Source organism: Rahnella bruchi, assembly GCF_003614975.1.
Lineage (GTDB): Bacteria > Pseudomonadota > Gammaproteobacteria > Enterobacterales > Enterobacteriaceae > Rahnella > Rahnella bruchi.
The window spans coordinates 911499-931909 of the sequence record NZ_QZWI01000001.1; the positions used below are offsets into that span (position 1 = coordinate 911499).

21 protein-coding genes are annotated in these 20411 nt (G+C 51.0%); 6 read left to right on the plus strand and 15 right to left on the minus strand.

Annotated features, from left to right (window positions below; translation table 11 throughout):
- Positions 1-129 precede the first annotated feature (129 nt).
- Positions 130-1281, plus strand: coding sequence for an L-threonine dehydrogenase (yiaY, locus tag D5398_RS04350; protein ID WP_120506478.1), 1152 nt, complete (start codon positions 130-132; stop codon positions 1279-1281).
- Positions 1282-1372: 91 nt separating this feature from the next.
- Here yiaY and yfhb read toward each other — a convergent pair whose 3' ends face one another.
- Genes yfhb through murQ form a run of 3 tightly spaced genes read right to left on the minus strand, consistent with a single transcriptional unit; the run spans position 1373 to position 4306 of the window.
- On the minus strand, positions 1373-2011 hold the full coding sequence (yfhb, locus tag D5398_RS04355; protein WP_120506479.1) for a phosphatidylglycerophosphatase C: 639 nt from the start codon (positions 2009-2011) through the stop codon (positions 1373-1375).
- Between the two features lie 4 nt (positions 2012-2015).
- Positions 2016-3386 (minus strand): PTS transporter subunit EIIC, encoded by a 1371-nt coding sequence (locus D5398_RS04360; RefSeq protein WP_120506685.1) that lies wholly within the window; start codon positions 3384-3386, stop codon positions 2016-2018.
- 26 nt (positions 3387-3412) lie between these two features.
- Positions 3413-4306, minus strand: a complete 894-nt coding sequence (gene murQ, locus D5398_RS04365) for an N-acetylmuramic acid 6-phosphate etherase (protein WP_120506686.1) — start codon at positions 4304-4306, stop codon at positions 3413-3415.
- Between the two features lie 154 nt (positions 4307-4460).
- Between murQ and D5398_RS04370 the strand changes: the two genes are divergently transcribed.
- Both D5398_RS04370 and D5398_RS04375 read left to right on the plus strand, forming a co-directional pair.
- Complete coding sequence (locus D5398_RS04370; protein WP_120506480.1) at positions 4461-5309, plus strand: MurR/RpiR family transcriptional regulator; 849 nt, start codon at positions 4461-4463, stop codon at positions 5307-5309.
- Between the two features lie 102 nt (positions 5310-5411).
- Positions 5412-5666, plus strand: coding sequence for a YfhL family 4Fe-4S dicluster ferredoxin (locus tag D5398_RS04375; RefSeq protein WP_120506481.1), 255 nt, complete (start codon positions 5412-5414; stop codon positions 5664-5666).
- Positions 5667-5687: 21 nt separating this feature from the next.
- Here the strand turns inward: D5398_RS04375 and acpS are convergent, their stop codons facing one another.
- The 7 genes from acpS to lepA form a co-directional block, all read right to left on the minus strand.
- Positions 5688-6068 (minus strand): holo-ACP synthase, encoded by a 381-nt coding sequence (gene acpS, locus D5398_RS04380; protein WP_120133594.1) that lies wholly within the window; start codon positions 6066-6068, stop codon positions 5688-5690.
- Positions 6068-6799 (minus strand): pyridoxine 5'-phosphate synthase, encoded by a 732-nt coding sequence (gene pdxJ / locus D5398_RS04385; protein ID WP_120133595.1) that lies wholly within the window; start codon positions 6797-6799, stop codon positions 6068-6070. Before pdxJ ends, acpS begins: the two co-directional genes overlap by 1 nt.
- A 104-nt stretch (positions 6800-6903) precedes the next feature.
- Entirely contained in the window at positions 6904-7641 is a 738-nt protein-coding gene (gene recO / locus D5398_RS04390) for a DNA repair protein RecO (RefSeq protein ID WP_120506482.1), read from the minus strand.
- Positions 7642-7652: 11 nt separating this feature from the next.
- The gene (gene era, locus D5398_RS04395) at positions 7653-8558 is read right to left on the minus strand and encodes a GTPase Era (protein ID WP_112164246.1); all 906 of its coding nucleotides are present in this window, start codon (positions 8556-8558) and stop codon (positions 7653-7655) included.
- The gene (rnc, locus tag D5398_RS04400) at positions 8555-9235 is read right to left on the minus strand and encodes a ribonuclease III (protein WP_056770851.1); all 681 of its coding nucleotides are present in this window, start codon (positions 9233-9235) and stop codon (positions 8555-8557) included. Before rnc ends, era begins: the two co-directional genes overlap by 4 nt.
- A 209-nt stretch (positions 9236-9444) precedes the next feature.
- Entirely contained in the window at positions 9445-10422 is a 978-nt protein-coding gene (gene lepB, locus D5398_RS04405) for a signal peptidase I (protein ID WP_120506483.1), read from the minus strand.
- A 28-nt stretch (positions 10423-10450) separates the two neighbouring features.
- Positions 10451-12250 carry a translation elongation factor 4 gene (gene lepA, locus D5398_RS04410; RefSeq protein WP_120506484.1) on the minus strand — a complete coding sequence of 600 codons (1800 nt, stop codon included), beginning with the start codon at positions 12248-12250 and terminating at the stop codon, positions 10451-10453.
- A 420-nt stretch (positions 12251-12670) separates the two neighbouring features.
- Here lepA and D5398_RS04415 point away from each other — a divergent pair, with 420 nt between their 5' ends.
- Positions 12671-13489 (plus strand): DUF6585 family protein, encoded by an 819-nt coding sequence (locus D5398_RS04415; protein WP_120506485.1) that lies wholly within the window; start codon positions 12671-12673, stop codon positions 13487-13489.
- A gap of 58 nt (positions 13490-13547) precedes the next feature.
- Here D5398_RS04415 and rseC read toward each other — a convergent pair whose 3' ends face one another.
- Genes rseC through rpoE form a run of 4 tightly spaced genes read right to left on the minus strand, consistent with a single transcriptional unit; the run spans position 13548 to position 16256 of the window.
- On the minus strand, positions 13548-14024 hold the full coding sequence (rseC, locus tag D5398_RS04420; RefSeq protein WP_120506486.1) for a SoxR-reducing system protein RseC: 477 nt from the start codon (positions 14022-14024) through the stop codon (positions 13548-13550).
- Positions 14025-14052: 28 nt separating this feature from the next.
- Positions 14053-15003 carry a sigma-E factor regulatory protein RseB gene (gene rseB, locus D5398_RS04425; RefSeq protein WP_120506487.1) on the minus strand — a complete coding sequence of 317 codons (951 nt, stop codon included), beginning with the start codon at positions 15001-15003 and terminating at the stop codon, positions 14053-14055.
- Complete coding sequence (gene rseA / locus D5398_RS04430) at positions 15003-15650, minus strand: anti-sigma-E factor RseA (protein ID WP_120506488.1); 648 nt, start codon at positions 15648-15650, stop codon at positions 15003-15005. Before rseA ends, rseB begins: the two co-directional genes overlap by 1 nt.
- A 30-nt stretch (positions 15651-15680) precedes the next feature.
- The gene (rpoE, locus tag D5398_RS04435) at positions 15681-16256 is read right to left on the minus strand and encodes an RNA polymerase sigma factor RpoE (RefSeq protein WP_120133604.1); all 576 of its coding nucleotides are present in this window, start codon (positions 16254-16256) and stop codon (positions 15681-15683) included.
- A 214-nt stretch (positions 16257-16470) separates the two neighbouring features.
- On the opposite strand from rpoE, the gene nadB reads away from it, so the two are divergent.
- A complete protein-coding gene (gene nadB, locus D5398_RS04440; protein ID WP_208645873.1) occupies positions 16471-18072 on the plus strand; it encodes an L-aspartate oxidase in 1602 nt (533 codons plus the stop codon).
- Between the two features lie 47 nt (positions 18073-18119).
- Here nadB and trmN read toward each other — a convergent pair whose 3' ends face one another.
- Positions 18120-18866, minus strand: a complete 747-nt coding sequence (gene trmN, locus D5398_RS04445; RefSeq protein WP_120506490.1) for a tRNA(1)(Val) (adenine(37)-N(6))-methyltransferase TrmN — start codon at positions 18864-18866, stop codon at positions 18120-18122.
- A 156-nt stretch (positions 18867-19022) separates the two neighbouring features.
- On the opposite strand from trmN, the gene srmB reads away from it, so the two are divergent.
- Positions 19023-20348 carry an ATP-dependent RNA helicase SrmB gene (srmB, locus tag D5398_RS04450; RefSeq protein WP_120506491.1) on the plus strand — a complete coding sequence of 442 codons (1326 nt, stop codon included), beginning with the start codon at positions 19023-19025 and terminating at the stop codon, positions 20346-20348.
- Positions 20349-20411: the final 63 nt, after the last annotated feature.

Here is a 20411-nt window from a genome sequence, read left to right on the forward strand (position 1 = left end):
TCATGGTGATTAGAGAATGAAATCGCTCCGGTTAATGCGTAAATCTTTGCGCCAGATCAATCGATGTTACCGGTAACAATAATAAGATTTCTTTGACTCTACGAAGAACTGACAACAAGGAAAACGATTATGGCTACTGCAACTTTCTTTATCCCGTCCGTTAATGTTATTGGTTCTGGCGCGCTCAATGATGCGGCCACTGCTATCGCGCAGCATGGTTTTCGTCATGCACTGATCGTTACAGATAAAGTGTTATTCGATATCGGCGTGGTAAAACAAGTTCAGGAATTACTGTCCAAAAATGATGTGCAAAGCAGCGTTTATCATGGAACGAACCCGAACCCGACGACGCGCAATGTACGTGAAGGACTGGAGATCCTGAAAAAAAATGTCTGCGACTGTGTGATTTCACTCGGTGGCGGCTCACCGCATGACTGTGCGAAAGGCGTTGCATTGCTTGCCACTAACGGCGGCGATATCAAAGATTACGAAGGCGTTGATCGTTCTGATAAACCTCAGCTACCGCTGATTTCCATCAATACCACCGCAGGTACCGCCTCAGAAATGACCCGTTTCTGCATTATCACCGATGAAGAACGTCATATCAAAATGGCTATCGTGGACAAAAACGTAACGCCGCTGATGTCCGTAAATGATCCGCACCTGATGGTCGGCATGCCAAAAGGCCTGACCGCAGCGACCGGGATGGATGCCCTGACGCACGCCATTGAAGCTTATGTTTCCAGCGCGGCAAATCCGATTACGGATGCCTGTGCGCTGAAAGCAATCACCATGATTACCGACTCACTACGCACAGCAGTGAAAGACGGTAAAAATATGCAGGCTCGCGAAGATATGGCTTATGCACAGTTTCTGGCCGGGATGGCATTTAACAATGCGTCACTCGGTTATGTTCACGCCATGGCGCATCAATTAGGGGGTTTCTATAATCTTCCGCACGGCGTCTGTAATGCCGTACTGCTGCCTTTCGTTCAGGAATATAACGCCCGTGTTGCCAGCCCGCGTTTGAAAGACGTCGCCGCTGCGATGCACATTGATGTTTCAGCTATGACTGATGCCGGGGGGGCAAAAGCCTGTATCGATGCCATCCGTCAGCTGGCACGTGATGTCGATATCCCTGCCGGATTACGCGACCTGAATGTGAGGGAGGAAGATTTTAATACGCTGGCGACCAATGCGCTGAAAGATGCCTGCGCGCTGACTAACCCGATTCAGGGGACGCATGCCGATGTGGTGGGTATTTTCAAAGCCGCATTCTGATCACTACTGAACTTCTTGCTCACTCATAAATATGCCCCAAATAAAAACAGGCCAGAAATGGCCTGTTTTTGTCTGCTGATGGTGGCGGAATTTATTCCAGCTGCTGTAATTCACCTTGTTTACTGACGCGAAAACGGTGCTCGCAAAAGAACAATAGCGGGTTGTCCTGCTTACTGTCGCTGTAACCGCTGTAAAGTTTAAGCGGTGAGCCAATCCGGCTTTCGAGCTGTACGACTTTTTCTTCCCCGAGACAGCGCAGAGGTAACACCCAACCGCCTTTGCCCCGCGCAATACGACTGCCGACCAGACGCACCTGCGGTAAAAACAGCGAAGTGTGGTAGACCTGCTGCACCAGATTTTCAGGTGAGCCGGTGATCAGCCAGACTTCGGTATCGTCGCTGTCCAGATACTCGCGCAACCGGCGTTGTACAACCGGAAACTCCACCACTTTCTGACGAAATGCGGTGACGAATTGCAGTTCCAGCGCTTTGAGGCGCGCCTCACTGTGACCAAAGGTAATAGCCCACAGCAACAGGCTCATCGGCCATCGTGCAGCACGCCCGTGGACAAATAAGCCGATGGCAACCAGCGGCAGAACCGGCACCACCAGAATCAGGTTCTGCGGCATTCGCTTAAGCAGAAACCGCAGGAAGGTGCCAAACATATCCTGCTGATGCAGCGTTCCATCGAGATCAAAAAAGACTACCCGTCGGTCAGGCTTCGTACTCAATCCGTTACTCCTCGGGATCGTTGAACCCCATCAGCCAGGTAAAAATAAAACCAGCTAATACCGTAATGACTAAACCGGTCAGATACAACATCACTTTGCCGGAAATAATGGTCAGCGCCAGCGGCAGGCCGGAAATACCAAACGTGATAACCGTCGCGACTTTCCAGTAACAGATTAGCGCACCGCCGACGGCTCCGCCTAAACATGCACCAATAAATGGCCGTCCAAGCGGTAGCGTAACACCAAAAATCAGCGGCTCACCGATGCCCAGAATCCCTACCGGCAATGCACCTTTAATCACTTTCTTCAGCCGGGTATTACGTGTTTTCATGTAAACTGCGATCGCCGCACCCACCTGCCCCACTCCGGCCATAGCTAAAATGGGCAGCAAAGGATTGGAACCATGCGCCTGAATAAGCTCCACATGGATAGGCACCAGCCCCTGATGCAATCCTGAGAGCACCAGCGGCAGAAACGCCCCGGCCAGTACCGCGCCGACCAGTAATCCGCCTTTATCGATTGCAATATTGACGCCATGCGCGATACCGTCAGAAATATAGCCACCGATCGGCTGGAGGATAACAATCGCCAGCGTGGCGGTGATTAGCGTGGTGATCAACGGATTGAGGATCAGTTCCACAGATTCCGGCAGCCACTGACGTAGGCGTTTTTCAAGCCAGCACATCAGCGCGACAACCAGCAGCACCGCAATCACCCCGCCGCGCCCCGGCTGTAATGTTTCGCCAAACAACGTAATTTGCGCCAGCGCCGGGCTGGAAAGGATCCCCGCCATCACGCCGCCCATGGCCTGCGAACCGCCAAATACGCGGGCAGCATTAACACCGACCAGAATATTCATGATGGCAAACACAGCACCGCCGAAAATCGCCAGCAGGCCGAGAATGTTGGGATAATCAGTCGCAATGGAACCGGCAATATCAGGCCGTTTGAGCAGATTGATAATGCCCATAATCAGACCTGAAGCGATAAACGCCGGGATCAGCGGGATGAAAACATCCGCCAGTTTGCGCAGTGCGCCACTCATCGGCGCAGAGTATTTGGCTTTCGCACTGGCTTTGTTGCGGGCAATATCACCTTCACCCGCCGCAGTGGCGGTACCGGCAGTGCTTAATAACAGACGCATGGCGTCCACCACTTTGGCCGCCGCGCCAGGGCCCACAATAAACTGATGCTGCTCGCCCTGCTTCAGATACCCTTTAATTCCTTCCAGCGTTTTCAGGCTGGTCAGATCCAAACGAGCATCGTCATAAACTTCCACGCGCACGCGGGTCATGCAGTTTTCCAGCTTGCTGATATTTCCTTCGCCGCCCACACCCTGCAATATTTTAGAAGCCAGCAGGTGAGTTTTATCCATTGCTGTCGCCATACTTTTCTCCTGATTTAGCCCGCCAGTGCCGCGCGCAGGAAACCGTTATGCCGCTCCAGACGTTCTTTTGCCTGTGGTGCATCAATGCCAGCCAGTAACATAAGAATGGCCGGTTTCACTTCGAAATCAGTCTGCGAAAGCGCCAGTTCAGCCTCATTTCGCGCTGCACCGGTGGCTTCCACAACAATGCGACAGGCACGATCGACCAGTTTGACGTTGGTCGCTTTCACATCGACCATCAGGTTCTGATAGACCTTGCCGGTTTTCACCATCGCACCGGTAGAAATCATGTTGAGAACCAGTTTCTGCGCAGTGCCGGATTTCAGACGGGTGGACCCGGTCAGCGCCTCGGGCCCGACAACCGGAGAAATTGCGATCGTCGCTTCCTGTGCGATCGGTGAATCCGGATTACAGGAAATCGCCACCGTGGCACAGCCCAGTTCTGTGGCGTAGCGTAATGCACCAATGACATAAGGTGTGCGGCCGCTCGCAGCTAAGCCGACAACAGTGTCATCCGCGCTCAGATTCAGGTTTTTTAAATCTTCAATGCCCAGCGATTCGCTGTCTTCGGCGCCTTCTACTGCTTTAAGCATTGCACCGGGGCCACCGGCAATCAGGCCGACAACCATACCGTGTGGCACACCGAACGTCGGTGGGCATTCCGACGCATCAAGCACGCCAAGACGGCCGCTGGTCCCCGCACCGAGATAAATCAGACGGCCACCGGCTTTAAATGAAGCTGCGGCTTTATCTACCGCTTGGGCAATCTGAGGAAGAACCTTGCTTATCGCTTCTGGTACTTTGTAATCTTCGCGGTTAAAACAGGCCACGAGATCTGCCGTGGACATCTCATCGAGATTCAAAGTATCAGGGTTACGGGTTTCGGATATGAGCGTGCCTAGATTCATCTGAGTGGTCATGATTGTCTCCTGAATTTTTAATTCAAATTAATCGTTCAATATTTGAATATTTTATTCATCAATGCGAGTTATATTTGCTATTTTAGTTAAGATAATCCGCAAAGCGTGACCTACGTATTCTGAGAAGACGGGATAAGCCACCATGAGTTGTATGATCCGTATCCGCCAGTTGTATCCGACACTGGCACAAAATGACCGTAAGCTGGCTGATTTTTTACTGGCTCAGCCGGAAAAGGCGCGTCATATGAGCTCACAAAAACTGGCCGTAATGGCGGGAGTCAGCCAGTCGGGTGTGGTGAAATTCGCCCAGAAACTCGGGTATAAAGGTTTTCCTGCGCTGAAACTGGCCATGAGCGAATCTCTGGCCTCACCCAAAAACAGCGAACCGGTCACCGTACATAATCAAATTTTAAGCACAGACAGTCTGCACGTCGTGGGCGAGAAACTGCTGACCGAGAAACAATCCGCATTGCGTGCGACCCTGGATATCAACAGCGAGCCTCGCTTGCAAATTGCATTGTCGATGCTGAGCAGTGCCCGCAAAATTGTGCTGAGCGGCATTGGTGCGTCGGGTTTAGTGGCAAGGGATCTGGCATTTAAACTGTTGAAAATAGGCGTCACGGCCATTGCCGAATCGGATACTCATGTTTTAGTGGCTACCGCACAGGCGCTTTCAAAGGAAGATTTACTGCTGGCGATTTCATTCAGCGGTGAACGCAGTGAAATCAATCTGGCGGCGCGGGTAGCCCGGGAAAGTGGCGCTAAAGTTCTGGCGATCACCGGATTTTCACCCAATACCCTGCAACAGCAGGCCGATCATTGTTTGTACACGGTCGCGGAATTACCGGCCACACGCGGTGCCGCGCTGTCGGCCACCACGGCGCAGTATTCACTGACTGATCTGCTGTTTGTCGCGCTGGTTCAGCAGGATACCGAACATGCACCGGAGCGGATCCGCCACAGCGAAGAACTGGTTAAAAAGCTGGTTTGATCAGGATCATTTGAGGGGTGGAAAGGCTGTGAGGCAGAACCTACACCAGCGCAATTCTGCTATACTGCGCGCCCTGATGACTGAACGATACGAGAAAACACCATGGCCCTGCTGATCACACACAAATGCATCAATTGCGATATGTGCGAACCGGAGTGCCCGAATCAGGCGATCTCGATGGGCAATGAGATTTACGAAATTGACAGCGATCGTTGCACGGAATGTGTCGGCCATTACGACAAGCCGACCTGTCAGAGCGTCTGCCCGATCGACAATACGATCATCATCAATGCGCAACACACGGAAACCAACGAACAGCTTTGGGATAAGTTTGTGGTATTACATCACGCCGTGTAATTAACGGCGTAATGTAATGGATTAATTCTCGATAATCACCGTCGCACAGGCATAACGCCGTTCATCAGCCAGCGTAACATGTACGGATTTCACGCCCATTTGTGCCGCCATTTCTGCCGCACGGGCATGAAAAACCAGCCCCGGTTTACCCAGCACATCATTGATCACTTCAAACTGCTCAAACGCCAGACCGTTACGAATGCCGGTTCCCAGCGCTTTCGCCGCGGCTTCCTTAACGGCAAACCGCTTGGCCAGAAAACGAACAGGCTGCTGATGCTGCTGATAAACAGCCCATTCATTGGCGCATAAAATACGCTTCGCCAGCCGGTCGCCGCTGCGTTCAATCACTGCTTCGATACGGGAAATCTCTACGATATCCGTACCTAAACCTAGAATGCTCATTACCTGCGGGCTTCTCTCATCAGATTTTTCATTTCACGTACCGCACCGGATAAACCGTCGATCACTGCCTGACCGATGATAGCGTGGCCGATATTCAGCTCATGCATTTCCGGCAGGGCTGCAATCGGCTGAACGTTGTGGTAAGTCAGCCCGTGACCGGCATTCACTTTCAGGCCTTTTCCTGCTGCGTAAGCCGCACCTTGCTTAATGCGTTCCAGCTCAGCCTGACGCTCAAGGTCAGTTTTCGCTTCAGCATACGCACCGGTATGAATTTCGATGTAAGGCGCACCCACTGCGACAGCGGCATCAATCTGACGCATATCCGGGTCGATAAACAGGGAAACCAAAATGCCGGCTTCGCTGAGACGGGAAACAGCAACGGTCATTTTATCCAGCTGACCGGCGACATCCAGACCGCCTTCGGTGGTGACTTCTTCACGCTTTTCCGGCACAAGACAGCAGAAATGCGGCAGAACTTCACAGGCAATTCCGACCATTTCATCGGTGACGGCCATTTCGAGATTCATACGGGTTTGGATGGTCTGGCGCAGAAGGCGCACGTCGCGGTCAGTGATGTGACGGCGATCTTCACGCAGGTGGACGGTGATCCCATCAGCACCAGCCTGTTCAGCGATGAATGCCGCCTGAACCGGATCAGGATAAGCCGTACCGCGTGCATTACGCAGTGTCGCGATGTGATCAATGTTAACGCCCAACAGCAACTCAGCCATAACAGCTCCAGATTTGAGAATGAATTGATTTATGAGTAGATCAGAAAAGCCAATTTCTGCAGTTTACACCCTTGGGCGTAGCGACGTGTAGCCCGGAATCTGAATTAGCCGGAAGAATTGTCAGAAGGTAAGACAGGCTTTTTGACCTGAAACTGGCGGAACAGCTCGCGGCTTTTCAGTGGCTTGCCACCAAGATAGGGTTTCAGCGCCATACGGGTAAAACGTTTCGCAGCGCGCAACGTGGAAACATCCGGAAAATCACGGCTGGCCAGTGCTTTCAAATCACGCCCTGTAAAACTGGAATTGTCGATCACCAGGCTGGCGATAAAGCCTTTTTCTTCGCGGTAACGGTAGGTCATGGTGTCGCTGACTTCTTCGCCGCTGCCTGCGCAATGCAAGAAATCCACGCCGTAACCCAGATGATGTAGCAAAGCGAGTTCGAACTGGCGCAAAGCGTATTCAGGAGAACCGCTGGCACCGGCCAGATTTTGCAAACAATTGAGATAATCGAAGAACAACGAAGAGTAATTGGCTTCCTGCTCAAGCACGCGGGAAACGAGCTCGTTAACGTACAGGCCGCTGTAAAGCATCAGACCAGAAAGGGGGAGAGCCAGAGAGACCGGCTCGGCATTGCGCAGGGTTTTGACTTCTCCCCGCCCGCTCCAGCGAACCAGTAAAGGCGTAAAAGGCTGCAGGCAGCCTTTTAAATTGGACCGGCGGCCACGCGCACCTTTAGCCAGTATGCGTACCCGCCCTTGTCCCTCAGTGAATAAATCCAGCATGAGACTGGTTTCACTGTAAGGTCGCCCATGCAAAACAAATGCGCGTTGCCAGCCTTCCATAGGCGCGGACCTTATAAGTCGTCTGTGTAACCCAGGCTACGCAGCGCACGTTCGTCGTCTGCCCAGCCGGATTTGACCTTAACCCACAACTCAAGATGAACTTTCGCTTCGAACATGTTTTCCATGTCCTGACGCGATTCGATACCGATCGTCTTGATTTTTGAGCCTTTATTACCGATGACCATTTTCTTCTGGCCTTCACGTTCTACCAGAATCAGACCATTGATGTCGTAGCCGCCACGTTCATTGCTGACGAACCGTTCGATTTCTACGGTTACGGAGTAAGGCAGTTCTTCGCCAAGGAAACGCATCAGTTTTTCACGGATAATTTCTGAGGCCATAAAGCGCTGCGAACGGTCAGTAATGTAATCTTCAGGGAAGTGATGAATCGCTTCTGGCAGACGTTTACGGACGATGCTGGCGATGGTATCTACGTTGATACGCTTCTCGGCAGACATTGGCACGATGTCGATGAAGTTCATCTGCTCGCTGAGGAACTGCAGGTGCGGCAACAGCTTCGATTTGTCAGTGACATTATCGATTTTGTTGATAGCCAGCAGAACCGGCGCTTTAATATCACGCAGTTTATTCACAACCATTTCGTCGTCAGGCGTCCAGTGGGTGCCTTCAACCACGAAAATAACCAGCTCAACGTCACCGATAGAACTGCTGGCAGCACGGTTCATCAGGCGGTTGATCGCCCGCTTTTCCTCCATGTGCAGCCCGGGGGTGTCCACATAGATTGCCTGATATGGCCCTTCGGTATGGATACCCATAATACGGTGACGCGTGGTTTGCGGTTTACGCGAAGTAATGGAGATCTTCTGCCCCAGTAATTCGTTCAGCAAGGTTGATTTACCGACGTTAGGACGGCCAACGATTGCTACAAAACCACAGTAATTCTTTTCTTCGCTCATTCAAGCTCCAGCTGTATCAGCGCTTGTTCCGCTGCCGCCTGCTCAGCTTTTCTGCGGCTTGAACCGGTTCCTACAACCGGCTGGCTCAAGCCACTGACCTGGCAGTGGATGGTAAACTCTTGGTCGTGCGCTTCACCGCGAACCTGCACAACCAGATAAGAAGGCAACGGCAGATGGCGACCTTGCAAAAACTCCTGTAAACGAGTCTTTGGGTCTTTCTGCTTATCACCGGGACTGATTTCGTCTAAACGACTACGGTACCAATCGAGAATCAGCTTTTCGACGTTCTGGATATCACTGTCCAGGAATACGCCGCCAATGAGTGCCTCCACCGTATCCGCAAGAATTGACTCACGGCGGAAACCACCACTTTTTAATTCGCCCGGCCCTAAGCGTAAGCATTCGCCGAGATCGAATTCACGTGCCATTTCAGCTAACGTATTTCCGCGCACCAGCGTGGCACGCATGCGACTCATATCGCCCTCGTCTACCCGAGGAAAACGTTGGTACAGTGCGTTAGCAATCACATAACTAAGAATGGAATCACCCAGGAACTCTAAACGCTCATTGTGTTTACTGCTTGCGCTGCGGTGAGTCAGTGCCTGCAATAAAAGCTCCTGCTGTTGAAAAGTGTAGCCCAGCTTCCGCTGAAGCCTGTTTATTACGATGGGATTCATGAGTTACCAATAGATCAAGAATGCGTCAAAAACTTCAGCATACGGAACAGGCCTGCTTCGCCCTAAGCCAATCCAAAGCTGTTTCGTTTGCAGTGGCTCCTCCTGTTCGTTTTAAATAAAACGTAAAATCAGGGGAGCCAACTTTTATCGCCCGAAAGGATATTCTACAACGTGTGGAAATATAATGCTGCGCTAACGGGCACCATTAATTAATGAATTCCACCGATACGGCTTAAACGAACACCGGTAGGCCATTCACCTTCCTGTTTTTTAAAGCTCATCCAAATTGCAGAAGCTTTACCCACTAAATTCTTTTCAGGTACAAAGCCCCAATAACGGCTGTCAGCGCTGTTATCACGGTTATCGCCCATCATGAAATAATGGCCAGCAGGAACGACCCATGTTCCCAGCGGCTGACCTGGTTGCTGATAGTACGCCCCCAACTGGTCACGCGCGCCCGGCACGGTCAGAATATGATGCGTCACGTTGCCCAGCGTTTCGTTGCGCTGAACCAGACGGACGCCGTCCTGCGGAACGTTAGCGGTCGGTGGCGTTTCAAAGAAACCACTGCTGGCTTCGCTACCAGAAGACTGACCGAAAGTCTGTACGAAATCGCTGGCAACGCCGGTGTCATACGTCACCGCCAGAGCTGTGTTGCAATTTTTACCGCTTTCGCATGCTGGCTGAATTGTCACCTGCTTACTGAACGGATCGTACGTCACACGGTCGCCCGGCAAACCGACCAGACGTTTAATATAGTCCACGCTTGGATTGAGCGGATATTTAAAGACCACCACATCGCCGCGTTTTGGTTCACCGGTCGGGATAAGCTTGGTCTGGCTAATAGGATCCTTCAGACCATAGGCATATTTCTCAACCACAATGAAATCGCCAATAAGCAGCGTTGGCATCATGGAGCCGGATGGGATCTGGAACGGCTCATAAATAAATGAACGCACCACGAACACAACTAACAATACCGGGAAAACCGAAGCACAGGTTTCCACCCAGCCCGGCTGCTTCGCGACCTTGCTCAGCGTTGTATCGTCAACCGCCCCGCCCGTTTCGGCCTTAATTTTTGCAACCTTGGCCCGGCGTGCAGGTGCCAGCTTGAAACGATCAAGGCACCAGATAATCCCTGAAACCAGCGTTGCAACCGCCAGGATCAGGGCAAACATGTTAGCCATGCATACTCCCTACAACATCAATGAGGTTTTATTTGCTGTCTTTGCCCACGTGAAGAATGGCCAGGAACGCTTCCTGTGGTAACTCAACGTTACCCACTTGCTTCATGCGTTTCTTACCATCTTTCTGCTTCTGCAGAAGTTTCTTCTTACGGCTAACGTCACCGCCATAACATTTGGCGATAACGTTTTTACGTAATTGCTTCACGGTAGAACGGGCAATGATGTGAGCACCAATTGCCGCCTGAATAGCAATGTCGAACTGCTGACGCGGGATCAATTCCTGCATCTTCTCAACCAGCTGGCGCCCACGGAACTGTGAATTACCACGGTGAGTAATCAGTGCCAGTGCATCCACACGGTCGCCGTTGATTAGAACATCAACACGTACCATGTCAGAAGCCTGAAAACGTTTGAAATTGTAATCGAGGGACGCATAGCCACGAGATGTTGACTTCAGACGGTCGAAGAAATCGAGCACCACTTCAGCCATTGGAATTTCATACGTCAGCGCAACCTGGTTACCGTGGTAAACCATGTTGGTCTGCACGCCACGTTTCTCAATACACAAGGTGATCACGCTGCCCAGATATTCCTGTGGCATCAGCATGTGGCACTCAGCGATTGGCTCGCGCAATTCCTGAATGTTATTCAGCGCCGGAAGTTTAGACGGGCTGTCGACATAAACAGTTTCATTGCTGGTGGTCAGAACTTCATACACAACGGTCGGTGCCGTGGTGATCAGATCCAGATCGTATTCACGTTCCAGACGTTCCTGAATGATTTCCATATGCAGCAGGCCGAGGAAGCCGCAACGGAAACCGAAGCCCAGCGCAGTGGAGCTTTCCGGTTCATAGAACAGGGAAGCATCGTTGAGGCTGAGTTTGCCTAACGCATCACGGAAGTTTTCATAGTCATCGGAACTGACCGGGAACAGACCGGCATAAACCTGAGGTTTCACTTTTTTGAAACCAGGCAGCGCTTTGTCAGCAGGCTGACGAGCCAACGTCAGGGTATCACCCACCGGTGCGCCAAGGATGTCTTTGATTGCACAAACCAGCCAGCCTACTTCGCCGCAGTTGAGGATATCTTTATCAACGCGTTTAGGCGTGAAGATACCCAGACGATCGGCGTTATACACCTGTCCGGTACTCATGACTTTAATCTTGTCGCCCTTTCTCATGGTGCCGTTTTTGATACGGACCAGAGAAACCACGCCAAGATAGTTATCGAACCAGGAATCGATGATCAGCGCCTGTAATGGCGCATCCGGATCACCTTCCGGTGGCGGAACATCACGCACCAGACGTTCCAGAACTTCAGGAACACCCACGCCGGTTTTTGCTGAACAACGGACAGCATCCGTCGCATCAATACCCACGATGTCTTCGATTTCTTGTGCTGCGCGATCAGGATCAGCAGCAGGCAAATCGATTTTATTCAGAACCGGAACCACTTCCAGATCCATTTCCATCGCGGTGTAGCAGTTCGCCAGCGTTTGTGCTTCTACGCCCTGACCCGCATCCACAACCAGCAATGCGCCTTCACAGGCTGCCAGTGAACGGGAAACTTCGTAGGAGAAGTCGACATGTCCGGGGGTATCGATAAAGTTCAGGTGGTAAACCTGCCCATCTTTTGCTTTGTAATCGAGCGTTACGCTCTGCGCTTTGATGGTGATACCGCGCTCACGTTCGAGATCCATAGAATCGAGAACCTGCGCTTCCATTTCACGATCGGACAAGCCGCCGCAAATTTGAATAATACGGTCTGACAGCGTCGACTTACCGTGGTCAATGTGGGCAATAATGGAGAAATTTCGTATATGCTTCATTATAAAAGTTTTTCTACCTTGGTATTTCTGAATCATTCGCCATGAACATACAGCGACGGTTTGTAGGTTGGCTGTCTTTCGCCTAAGTCGCAGCATTCTACATGCCAGCACCGTGAAAACCTAGTCTCGGTACATCCTAACTCCAGATTATGCGTGCTTTTTCTGAGGTAAATCCCCACATTTTCATTTGTTTTCATTGCCGGGTTGATTTTACCTATGCACCTTTACCTCTTTCAGGCATTTTCCCTTTCTTATCCGGCCTGCACAGGTTTTAGGAAAATGCCCATATACAAAAACGAACCCTCACGCCTAATATATTGTTATAAAAGAAATTACATTATTTCAATCCACAAAGTTTTAATTCTAATTCTTCCTTATTCTTTTTTAATTTTAATTCAATCCGGTCACAAGGTTATCACTATGATCAATGAAGGGCGGCTGCTCAGTCAGCATGGCTTTGCCAAAGCCAACTCTTGGATCACTCTGGTCCTGTCAGTGCTTTTGCTGGTGGGCGGTGCCGTACAAATTGCTTTCTTCCTCGCTTTCGGCCATACCGCAGACGGGCTGCACAGTGTTGCAGTCTCTGCCCTGCTGAGTATTGCACTCGGGCTGGTACTTATTTTATTGAGGCGCTTCATCCGACCAAATCAGGTCTATCAGCTTCATGAAAATGGTATTTTAGTTATAAGTCAGCTTGATAAAAAGAACCGATTTATTCCATTCGACAGAATCACGGATATATATCGCTTCAGAACCGGTAAATATACCCGTCGTATTTTAAATACCATGATGTTCAGAGAAGAAAATAGCAAAATATGGCATAGGATCACGCCGAATATTGCTAATTCAGAACGTCTGATTGATGTTATTAAGAATGAGCAGTTGATGTTCCGTGGTCCCCAGGCATTAAAGACGCTGGCACAAGGCGGAGACATTCTTTTTACCTGCATGGTGAATTCGCACTGCGGACTTAAACGGTTTATCGGCTCTAACCTTCTGACAACGAACGAAAAAATGATCCGATTGAGTGCATTAATGCTGACCACCGATGAAGGGAAGACAATACCCGTAGAGGACATTCAGTTTATCAGCGGCGGAAGTAACAGCCCGTTAATCAGACTGCTCGATAAACACGGTCGGATTTTGTTCTCTGTCGCTTATATTTCACTCTCCAGTGCCGATCTTTTCATCGCACTGATTGAGCATATGATTCAGAACCGGATCCCGGTCAGAAATTAAAAATGCCACTGACCCGGCTGAATCAGTGGCATTCAATTCGCTTTTGCTAATCCAGATATTACGAAGGAAGTTCGTTATCTGCGGAATAACGAAATGCATTGGGAGGTAATCCCACCTGTAACACGACCGGCTGATAACCGGCTTTACCGTCGACTTTTGCCGCGAGTGCTTTGGCGATGATAAAGCCCAGCCCGCCTCCCAGCACAGCGCCGATGACAGCGTACATGTCTGCTTTAAACAGAGCCTGCAATATTCCGCCTCCGGCAATCACCCCAAACAGTGGCGTCATATACACCAGAAATGCGGAACGCAGCAAGCTCCCTTCCGGTATTCCCAGTTCCACTTTTTGACCTGGCTCGAGAGGCTCAGCGAAACTAACCTGAAGATTATGGCCAGTTTGTGGACCCAGTTCATTCAGCACCCGGGCGCCACAACCTGAACGCGAATGGCAGCTACTGCAACCTGACTGCGTTTCACAGCGCAGGGATGCAATACCATTTTGCCACGACACCACAGTGGCCCATTCTTTCATCATAAGATCACCCGGATTTTTTAGCCAAAAGTCATTTTGCAGAGAAGACAATACTTTCAGCAATACGTTTAGCTGTAGAAGGTGGCAATTCACCAACAACAGTAATCTCATTACCGTTACGAACTTCCGTTTGTACGGTTCTGCGCCCTTGTCTGATCAACTGCTCAGAAGGGCCATTCGTTGTTGCACTGATATTGACAGAGAAGCTGAACAATCCGTCAGTGTACAAGCGCGATTCTATCGTGACTGGCATATTTGGCAAGCTTCTGCGACTGCTGGCCACTTCAGAAACACCTGCAGGAAGCCATTTAACCTGCCAGCCAAACTTCACCTGCTCAGAGGCAGGCAATGAAAGGACCGGTGGTAAACTGGCTTTCGCGAGATCAGCAAGTGCGCCGATGACTTGCTGACTATCATCAAAACTGATGACCCGGAACTGTTCCAGCGTTTCGCCATCTCTGTCTAATAAGTCGACACGCATCGGTAATTTCGTCTGCTCATCCACCCAGATAACATAGCTGAATCTTGTGCCATCACGCGAAACTACGCGGATCACCTGACTCAGTCGGTCTGCGGCACGCGCGCGACCTACGGCGATGAAATCGTAGTATTTTGACAGCAGGGAGAAATCGCTAAAGACAATGGAAGGCAGGGAATCAACAATATGATCGCCATCCAGAGTAAAAGGCTGAAGCCCGGTCTCAAAGTAGCTGATGTCTTTCCCACGCTGGACAATTTCACGGCGCGGACCATCCATCAGAACCAGTTGAGCGAGCGAGGATTGATTAGTGACAGCATGACGATAGCGAAAGGAATCAATCCCTTGCTTCGTGATGTTGATAAAACCCATTTCATAATTTAGCGACTGACTGGCTTTGCCCATCCCTTGTAATAACGCCTCGGAAGTAGGATCTGCCGAGGCGATACTTGGAGTAAGCAGGCTGCCCGTCACTAAACAAGCGGCAAACCAAAAATGCTTCATTACTGCGTTTGCGTTCCTAAAGACTGAGTTCCTGGGACCTGAACAGCGGCTTGCTGTGGAGTAACAGGTTCGAGCTGGAGCTGCTCAGAATGCAAGCGGCGCTGCAGTTCGTAATCCTGCAACATCGCATTGATACGCTTACGTTGCTCCTGCACATTTTGTTGCCCGCCGGTGGTATTACCTTCATTTGGCACGCCGAAGCTAACCGGAGAGGCTTTACCCATCATTGGCAGAGTATTAAATGCTGGCGTTTCTGGAGAAGCGCCCGCTGCGTCAGGTTGGTTGTAATGCTGCACGCCAACAATCACGGCCAGCGATACACAGGCAGCCACGCCAACCTGAGTCAGCTGGCTCGCCCAAGGGCGCACCTTCTGCCAGAATGGCATTTTTTGCCAGGTATGAGGCTGAGGCTGCGATTCTGTTGCGGAACCCGGCACCAGTTTAACCGGCTCGTTTGCCAGCGCTGCGGCCACACGGTCTGCGATATCCAGATGCACCACATTCCCAATATCACCGCGTAATGTATCGCGGATCAAATGATAACTCTGCCAGTCTTGCTGAAGCCTGGAATCAGTTGATAAAGAACTTAACAGTTCAGAATCAATGGCTTCACCATCCATTAGAGCGGAAAGCTTTTCTTTCTGCATGCCTAAGTACCCTTCCTGTGTCCGTCATCTCTAACGCTGGATGAGCGGTTGAACCTTGTTATCAATTGCTTCCCGGGCACGGAATATACGCGATCTTACCGTACCCACCGGACAATCCATGATGGCGGCTATTTCTTCGTAGCTCAATCCATCCAACTCCCTTAAGGTAATCGCCATGCGAAGATCTTCAGGAAGTGCTTCAATAGTACGGAAAACTATCTGCCGTAACTCTTCAGACAACATTAAGTTCTCAGGGTTCGAAATTTCTTTAAGGGCACCGCCACTTTCGAAATTCTCGGCTTCGCTCGCATCGACATCACTGGATGGTGGACGACGCCCCTGAGCGACTAAATAATTTTTCGCTGTGTTGACTGCAATACGATACAGCCAGGTGTAAAAAGCACTGTCGCCGCGGAAAGATTCCAGCGCACGATACGCTTTTATAAAAGATTCCTGAACCACATCAGGCACATCGCCCTGTGGGACATAGCGGGATACTAGGCTCGCTACCTTATGCTGGTAACGGATAACCAGTAAATTGAACGATTTTTGATCACCCTTCTGGACCCGCTCAACCAGAACTTGATCGGCTAACTGCTCGCTCATCCGAGGTAAAATCTCCCCAAAACTATCTCCGCGCTTTTAATCGTACTGCCAGCTTTCATCATTATATTCCTGAGCAAGTACTGCTTGGAGTTCACATGAAACAATAAGTTCCACATCGCCATTGTTTTTTCTATTGAAGTCTTAAGCCCGTGGCTTTTGCACGGAGGTTTAGGCTAACATGAATTTCCCTCTTCTTCTGCAAACATCATACGTTATGCAACCTTCATCTGAATTTGTTAGCGATGTATTGATAATCGGAAGTGGCGCTGCGGGCCTGTCTCTGGCTTTGCGACTTGCAGACCACTGTCACGTCACTGTTCTCAGTAAAGGCCCCCTCAACGAAGGCTCCACGTTCTACGCACAAGGCGGTATCGCCGCCGTATTCGACGAAGCAGACAGCATTGCCTCACATGTTGATGACACATTAATTGCCGGCGCTGGCCTGTGCGATAAAGAAGCGGTTGAATTTATCGCCAGTAACGCACGTCACTGTGTCCAGTGGTTGATCGACCAGGGTGTACTGTTTGATACCGAAACCAACGCGAGCTCAGAAGAGCGTTATCACCTGACTCGTGAAGGCGGTCACAGCCACCGCAGGATCCTGCATGCTGCTGATGCTACAGGTAAAGAAGTAGAGACTACGCTGGTTGGGAAAGCAAGAGCACACGCAAATATTTGCGTTAAAGAGCGCTATAATGCCGTGGATTTGATCACGTCCAGCAAGCTCGGATTACCGGGCACTCAGCGTGTCGTCGGTGCTTATGTCTGGAACCGTGATAAAGAGCATGTGGAAACCCTGCGAGCCAAGGCGGTTGTACTGGCAACGGGCGGTGCTGCCAAGGTGTATCAGTACACCACCAATCCTGATATCTCCTCCGGTGATGGCGTGGCTATGGCGTGGCGCGCAGGCTGTCGTGTCGCCAATCTGGAATTCAATCAGTTTCATCCAACCTGCCTCTATCACCCGCAGGCACGTAACTTCCTGCTGACCGAAGCCCTGCGTGGCGAAGGCGCGCTGCTCAAGCGCCCGGATGGGACACGTTTCATGCCGGACTTCGATGAGCGTGGCGAACTGGCTCCGCGTGACGTGGTCGCCAGGGCTATCGACCATGAAATGAAGCGTCTCGGCGCTGATTGCATGTATCTGGATATCAGCCACCAGCCGCCGGAATTCATCAAACATCATTTCCCGATGATTGATGAAAAACTGCAATCGCTCGGCATCGACCTGACCAAACAGCCGATCCCGATTGTGCCTGCTGCGCATTACACCTGCGGTGGCGTCATGGTGGATCAACACGGGCGTACCGATCTTGATGGGTTGTATGCGATTGGCGAAGTCAGCTATACCGGTCTGCATGGCGCTAACCGTCTGGCCTCTAACTCACTGCTGGAATGCGTGGTGTATGGCTGGTCGGCGGCTGAAGACATCATTAAGCGTCTGCCCCATGCAAGACTGGCGAAAAACATTCCGCAATGGGATGAAAGCCGGGTGGATAATTCCGATGAGCAGGTTGTTATCCAGCATAACTGGCATGAGCTGCGCCTGTTTATGTGGGACTACGTGGGGATTGTTCGCACAACAAAACGCCTTGAACGCGCCCTGCGCCGCATCATGACGCTGCAACAGGAAATTGACGAGTACTACGCCAACTTCCGTATTTCGAATAATTTGCTGGAATTGAGAAATCTGGTGCTGGTTGCCGAACTTATTGTTCGCAGTGCGCTGGAGCGCAAAGAAAGTCGCGGCCTGCATTACACGCTCGATTATCCTGATTTACAGGAAAACCCGCAGCCGACGATTTTGCAGCCGTAACGTGGAAAAAGTGCGAAGGAACGCACTTTTCACCGGCTATTCTGCCATCAGTAATTCAGATAAAAATCCGTAATCAGTGCACAAAACTCTTCGCTGTAAACCCCTTCCGATTTTCTCAGGGCCAGTTCCTGATCCACGCACTCTGTGGGATTTCTGGTTAATGTCAGCAACAAACGATTAAGTGGTTTTCCCGGACGGTCGCGTACAGCCATGCGCCACGCACTGAACCAGCCATTCCGGTGAGCAAGTGTTTCAAACGCCCGACCGATGTCGTACGGCAAAACAACGCTGAACATTCCTGCAGGCGTGATCAGCTTCTGCGCGCAATCCAGCAGCGCCTCATGCGTCAGGGTTTCGGTATAGCGGGCAGCATTGCGGGCTTCGTCGCGACAGGCAACGGCCGATTCAAAATAAGGCGGATTGCTGACAATCAGATCATACTGAGCAGGGTGTTTTTGCGCGAACTCATTAATATCCTGCGCATGGACAGACAGTCTTTGCGTCCAGACTGATTCGCGGAAATTTTCAGCTGCCTGTCCGGCGGCGGCTGGTTCCAGTTCAACGGCATCGATATAAGTATCAGATTCACTGCGCTGTGCCAGCATCATAGCAATCAGGCCGCTGCCACAGCCGATATCTAAAACTCGCCGTGCCTGACTGACCGGCGCGGTTGCTCCCAGCAAAACACCGTCTGTGCCGACTTTCATCGCACAACGGTCGTGGGCGACGAAAAACTGTTTAAAGGTAAAACCATTGCGCCGTAAAGGCTGTGCGGAACTAACTTCTTTTGTCACTCATTTCACCGTAATAACGCCAGCCAACAGGGCTGGAAACGAAAACTGTCGTAGCATAGGGCAAAGAGAAGCAGAGTAAAAGCCACGCAAACCGCTTAAATAGGTGAAGATCGCGTCTAACACGTCTATAATCGGCGCCCCAAGTAGAGGTAGACCATGACTGTAACCACTTTTTCCGAACTCGAACTCGATGAACGCCTGATTGAAGCCCTTGGCGACAAAGGCTATAGCCGTCCTACTGTCATTCAGGCAGAGGCCATTCCGCCAGCAATGGACGGACGCGATGTGTTGGGTTCGGCTCCTACCGGCACCGGCAAAACAGCGGCATTCCTGCTGCCTGCATTGCAGCATTTGCTGGATTTCCCGCGTAAGAAATCTGGTCCACCACGTATTCTGATCCTCACGCCAACCCGTGAACTTGCTATGCAGGTTGCTGAACAGGCGCGTGAGTTAGCCAAACATACCGAACTGGATATCGCGACCATCACTGGTGGTGTGGCTTATATGAACCACGCTGAAGTATTCAGTGAAAACCAGGACATCGTCGTTGCGACGACCGGGCGTTTGCTGCAATACATTAAAGAAGAAAACTTCGACTGCCGCGCTATCGAAACGCTGATCCTCGACGAAGCCGACCGCATGCTGGACATGGGTTTTGCTCAGGACATCGAAACGATTTCTGCCGAAGCACGCTGGCGTAAACAGACGTTGCTGTTCTCCGCAACGCTGGAAGGGGAAGCCATCCGTGAATTCGCAGAACGCATTCTGACTGAGCCGGTTGAAATCGAAGCCGATCCGTCACGCCGCGAACGCAAAAAAATCCTGCAATGGTATTACCGCGCCGACGATCTGGCGCATAAAACCCAGATGCTGATCCATTTGCTGAAACAGGAAGATGTCACTAAATCGGTGATCTTCGTGCGTAAACGCGAACGTGTGCATGAGCTGGTTGCCTGGCTACGCGAGGCAGGGATCAATTCCTGTTATCTCGAAGGCGAAATGGTACAGGTGAAACGCACCGAGGCTGTGAAGCGTATGGTCGAAGACCGCGTTAATGTGCTGGTTGCCACTGATATCGCTGCCCGTGGTCTGGACATCAACGACATCAGCCATGTCTTCAACTTCGACCTGCCGCTGACCGCTGATATTTATTTACACCGCATTGGCCGTACCGGTCGTGCTGGCCGCAAAGGCACCGCGATTTCCTTCGTGGAAGCGCATGACCATCTGCTGCTCGGTAAAATCGGTCGTTACCTGAACGAACCACTGAAAGCGCGTGTGATGGACGAATTCCGTCCGAAAACCAAAGCACCCAGCGAGAAAGTGACCGGTAAACCATCGAAGAAAGTACTGGCGAAACGCAAAGAGAAGCAGAAAGCTACGCAGGAAAAATCGAAGGTGAAAGTGAAAGTTCGCCATCGTGACAGCAAAAACGTCGGCAAGCGCCGCGTTAAGCCTGATGCGGCAAAAGACGCATCATAAGAAACATTAGTAGTATTTGATGCAAAGAAAAACCGCCCCGAAAGGCGGTTTTTTTATATCAGC

Coding starts and splice junctions, on each gene's coding strand:
- yiaY (WP_120506478.1), top strand. CDS start 130: ATGGCTACTGCAACTTTCTTTATCCCGTCCGTTAATGTTATTGGTTCT.
- D5398_RS04360 (WP_120506685.1), bottom strand. CDS start 3,386: ATGGATAAAACTCACCTGCTGGCTTCTAAAATATTGCAGGGTGTGGGC.
- murQ (WP_120506686.1), bottom strand. CDS start 4,306: ATGAATCTAGGCACGCTCATATCCGAAACCCGTAACCCTGATACTTTG.
- D5398_RS04370 (WP_120506480.1), top strand. CDS start 4,461: ATGAGTTGTATGATCCGTATCCGCCAGTTGTATCCGACACTGGCACAA.
- D5398_RS04375 (WP_120506481.1), top strand. CDS start 5,412: ATGGCCCTGCTGATCACACACAAATGCATCAATTGCGATATGTGCGAA.
- acpS (WP_120133594.1), bottom strand. CDS start 6,068: ATGAGCATTCTAGGTTTAGGTACGGATATCGTAGAGATTTCCCGTATC.
- pdxJ (WP_120133595.1), bottom strand. CDS start 6,799: ATGGCTGAGTTGCTGTTGGGCGTTAACATTGATCACATCGCGACACTG.
- recO (WP_120506482.1), bottom strand. CDS start 7,641: ATGGAAGGCTGGCAACGCGCATTTGTTTTGCATGGGCGACCTTACAGT.
- era (WP_112164246.1), bottom strand. CDS start 8,558: ATGAGCGAAGAAAAGAATTACTGTGGTTTTGTAGCAATCGTTGGCCGT.
- rnc (WP_056770851.1), bottom strand. CDS start 9,235: ATGAATCCCATCGTAATAAACAGGCTTCAGCGGAAGCTGGGCTACACT.
- lepB (WP_120506483.1), bottom strand. CDS start 10,422: ATGGCTAACATGTTTGCCCTGATCCTGGCGGTTGCAACGCTGGTTTCA.
- lepA (WP_120506484.1), bottom strand. CDS start 12,250: ATGAAGCATATACGAAATTTCTCCATTATTGCCCACATTGACCACGGT.
- D5398_RS04415 (WP_120506485.1), top strand. CDS start 12,671: ATGATCAATGAAGGGCGGCTGCTCAGTCAGCATGGCTTTGCCAAAGCC.
- rseC (WP_120506486.1), bottom strand. CDS start 14,024: ATGATGAAAGAATGGGCCACTGTGGTGTCGTGGCAAAATGGTATTGCA.
- rseB (WP_120506487.1), bottom strand. CDS start 15,003: ATGAAGCATTTTTGGTTTGCCGCTTGTTTAGTGACGGGCAGCCTGCTT.
- rseA (WP_120506488.1), bottom strand. CDS start 15,650: ATGCAGAAAGAAAAGCTTTCCGCTCTAATGGATGGTGAAGCCATTGAT.
- rpoE (WP_120133604.1), bottom strand. CDS start 16,256: ATGAGCGAGCAGTTAGCCGATCAAGTTCTGGTTGAGCGGGTCCAGAAG.
- nadB (WP_208645873.1), top strand. CDS start 16,471: ATGCAACCTTCATCTGAATTTGTTAGCGATGTATTGATAATCGGAAGT.
- srmB (WP_120506491.1), top strand. CDS start 19,023: ATGACTGTAACCACTTTTTCCGAACTCGAACTCGATGAACGCCTGATT.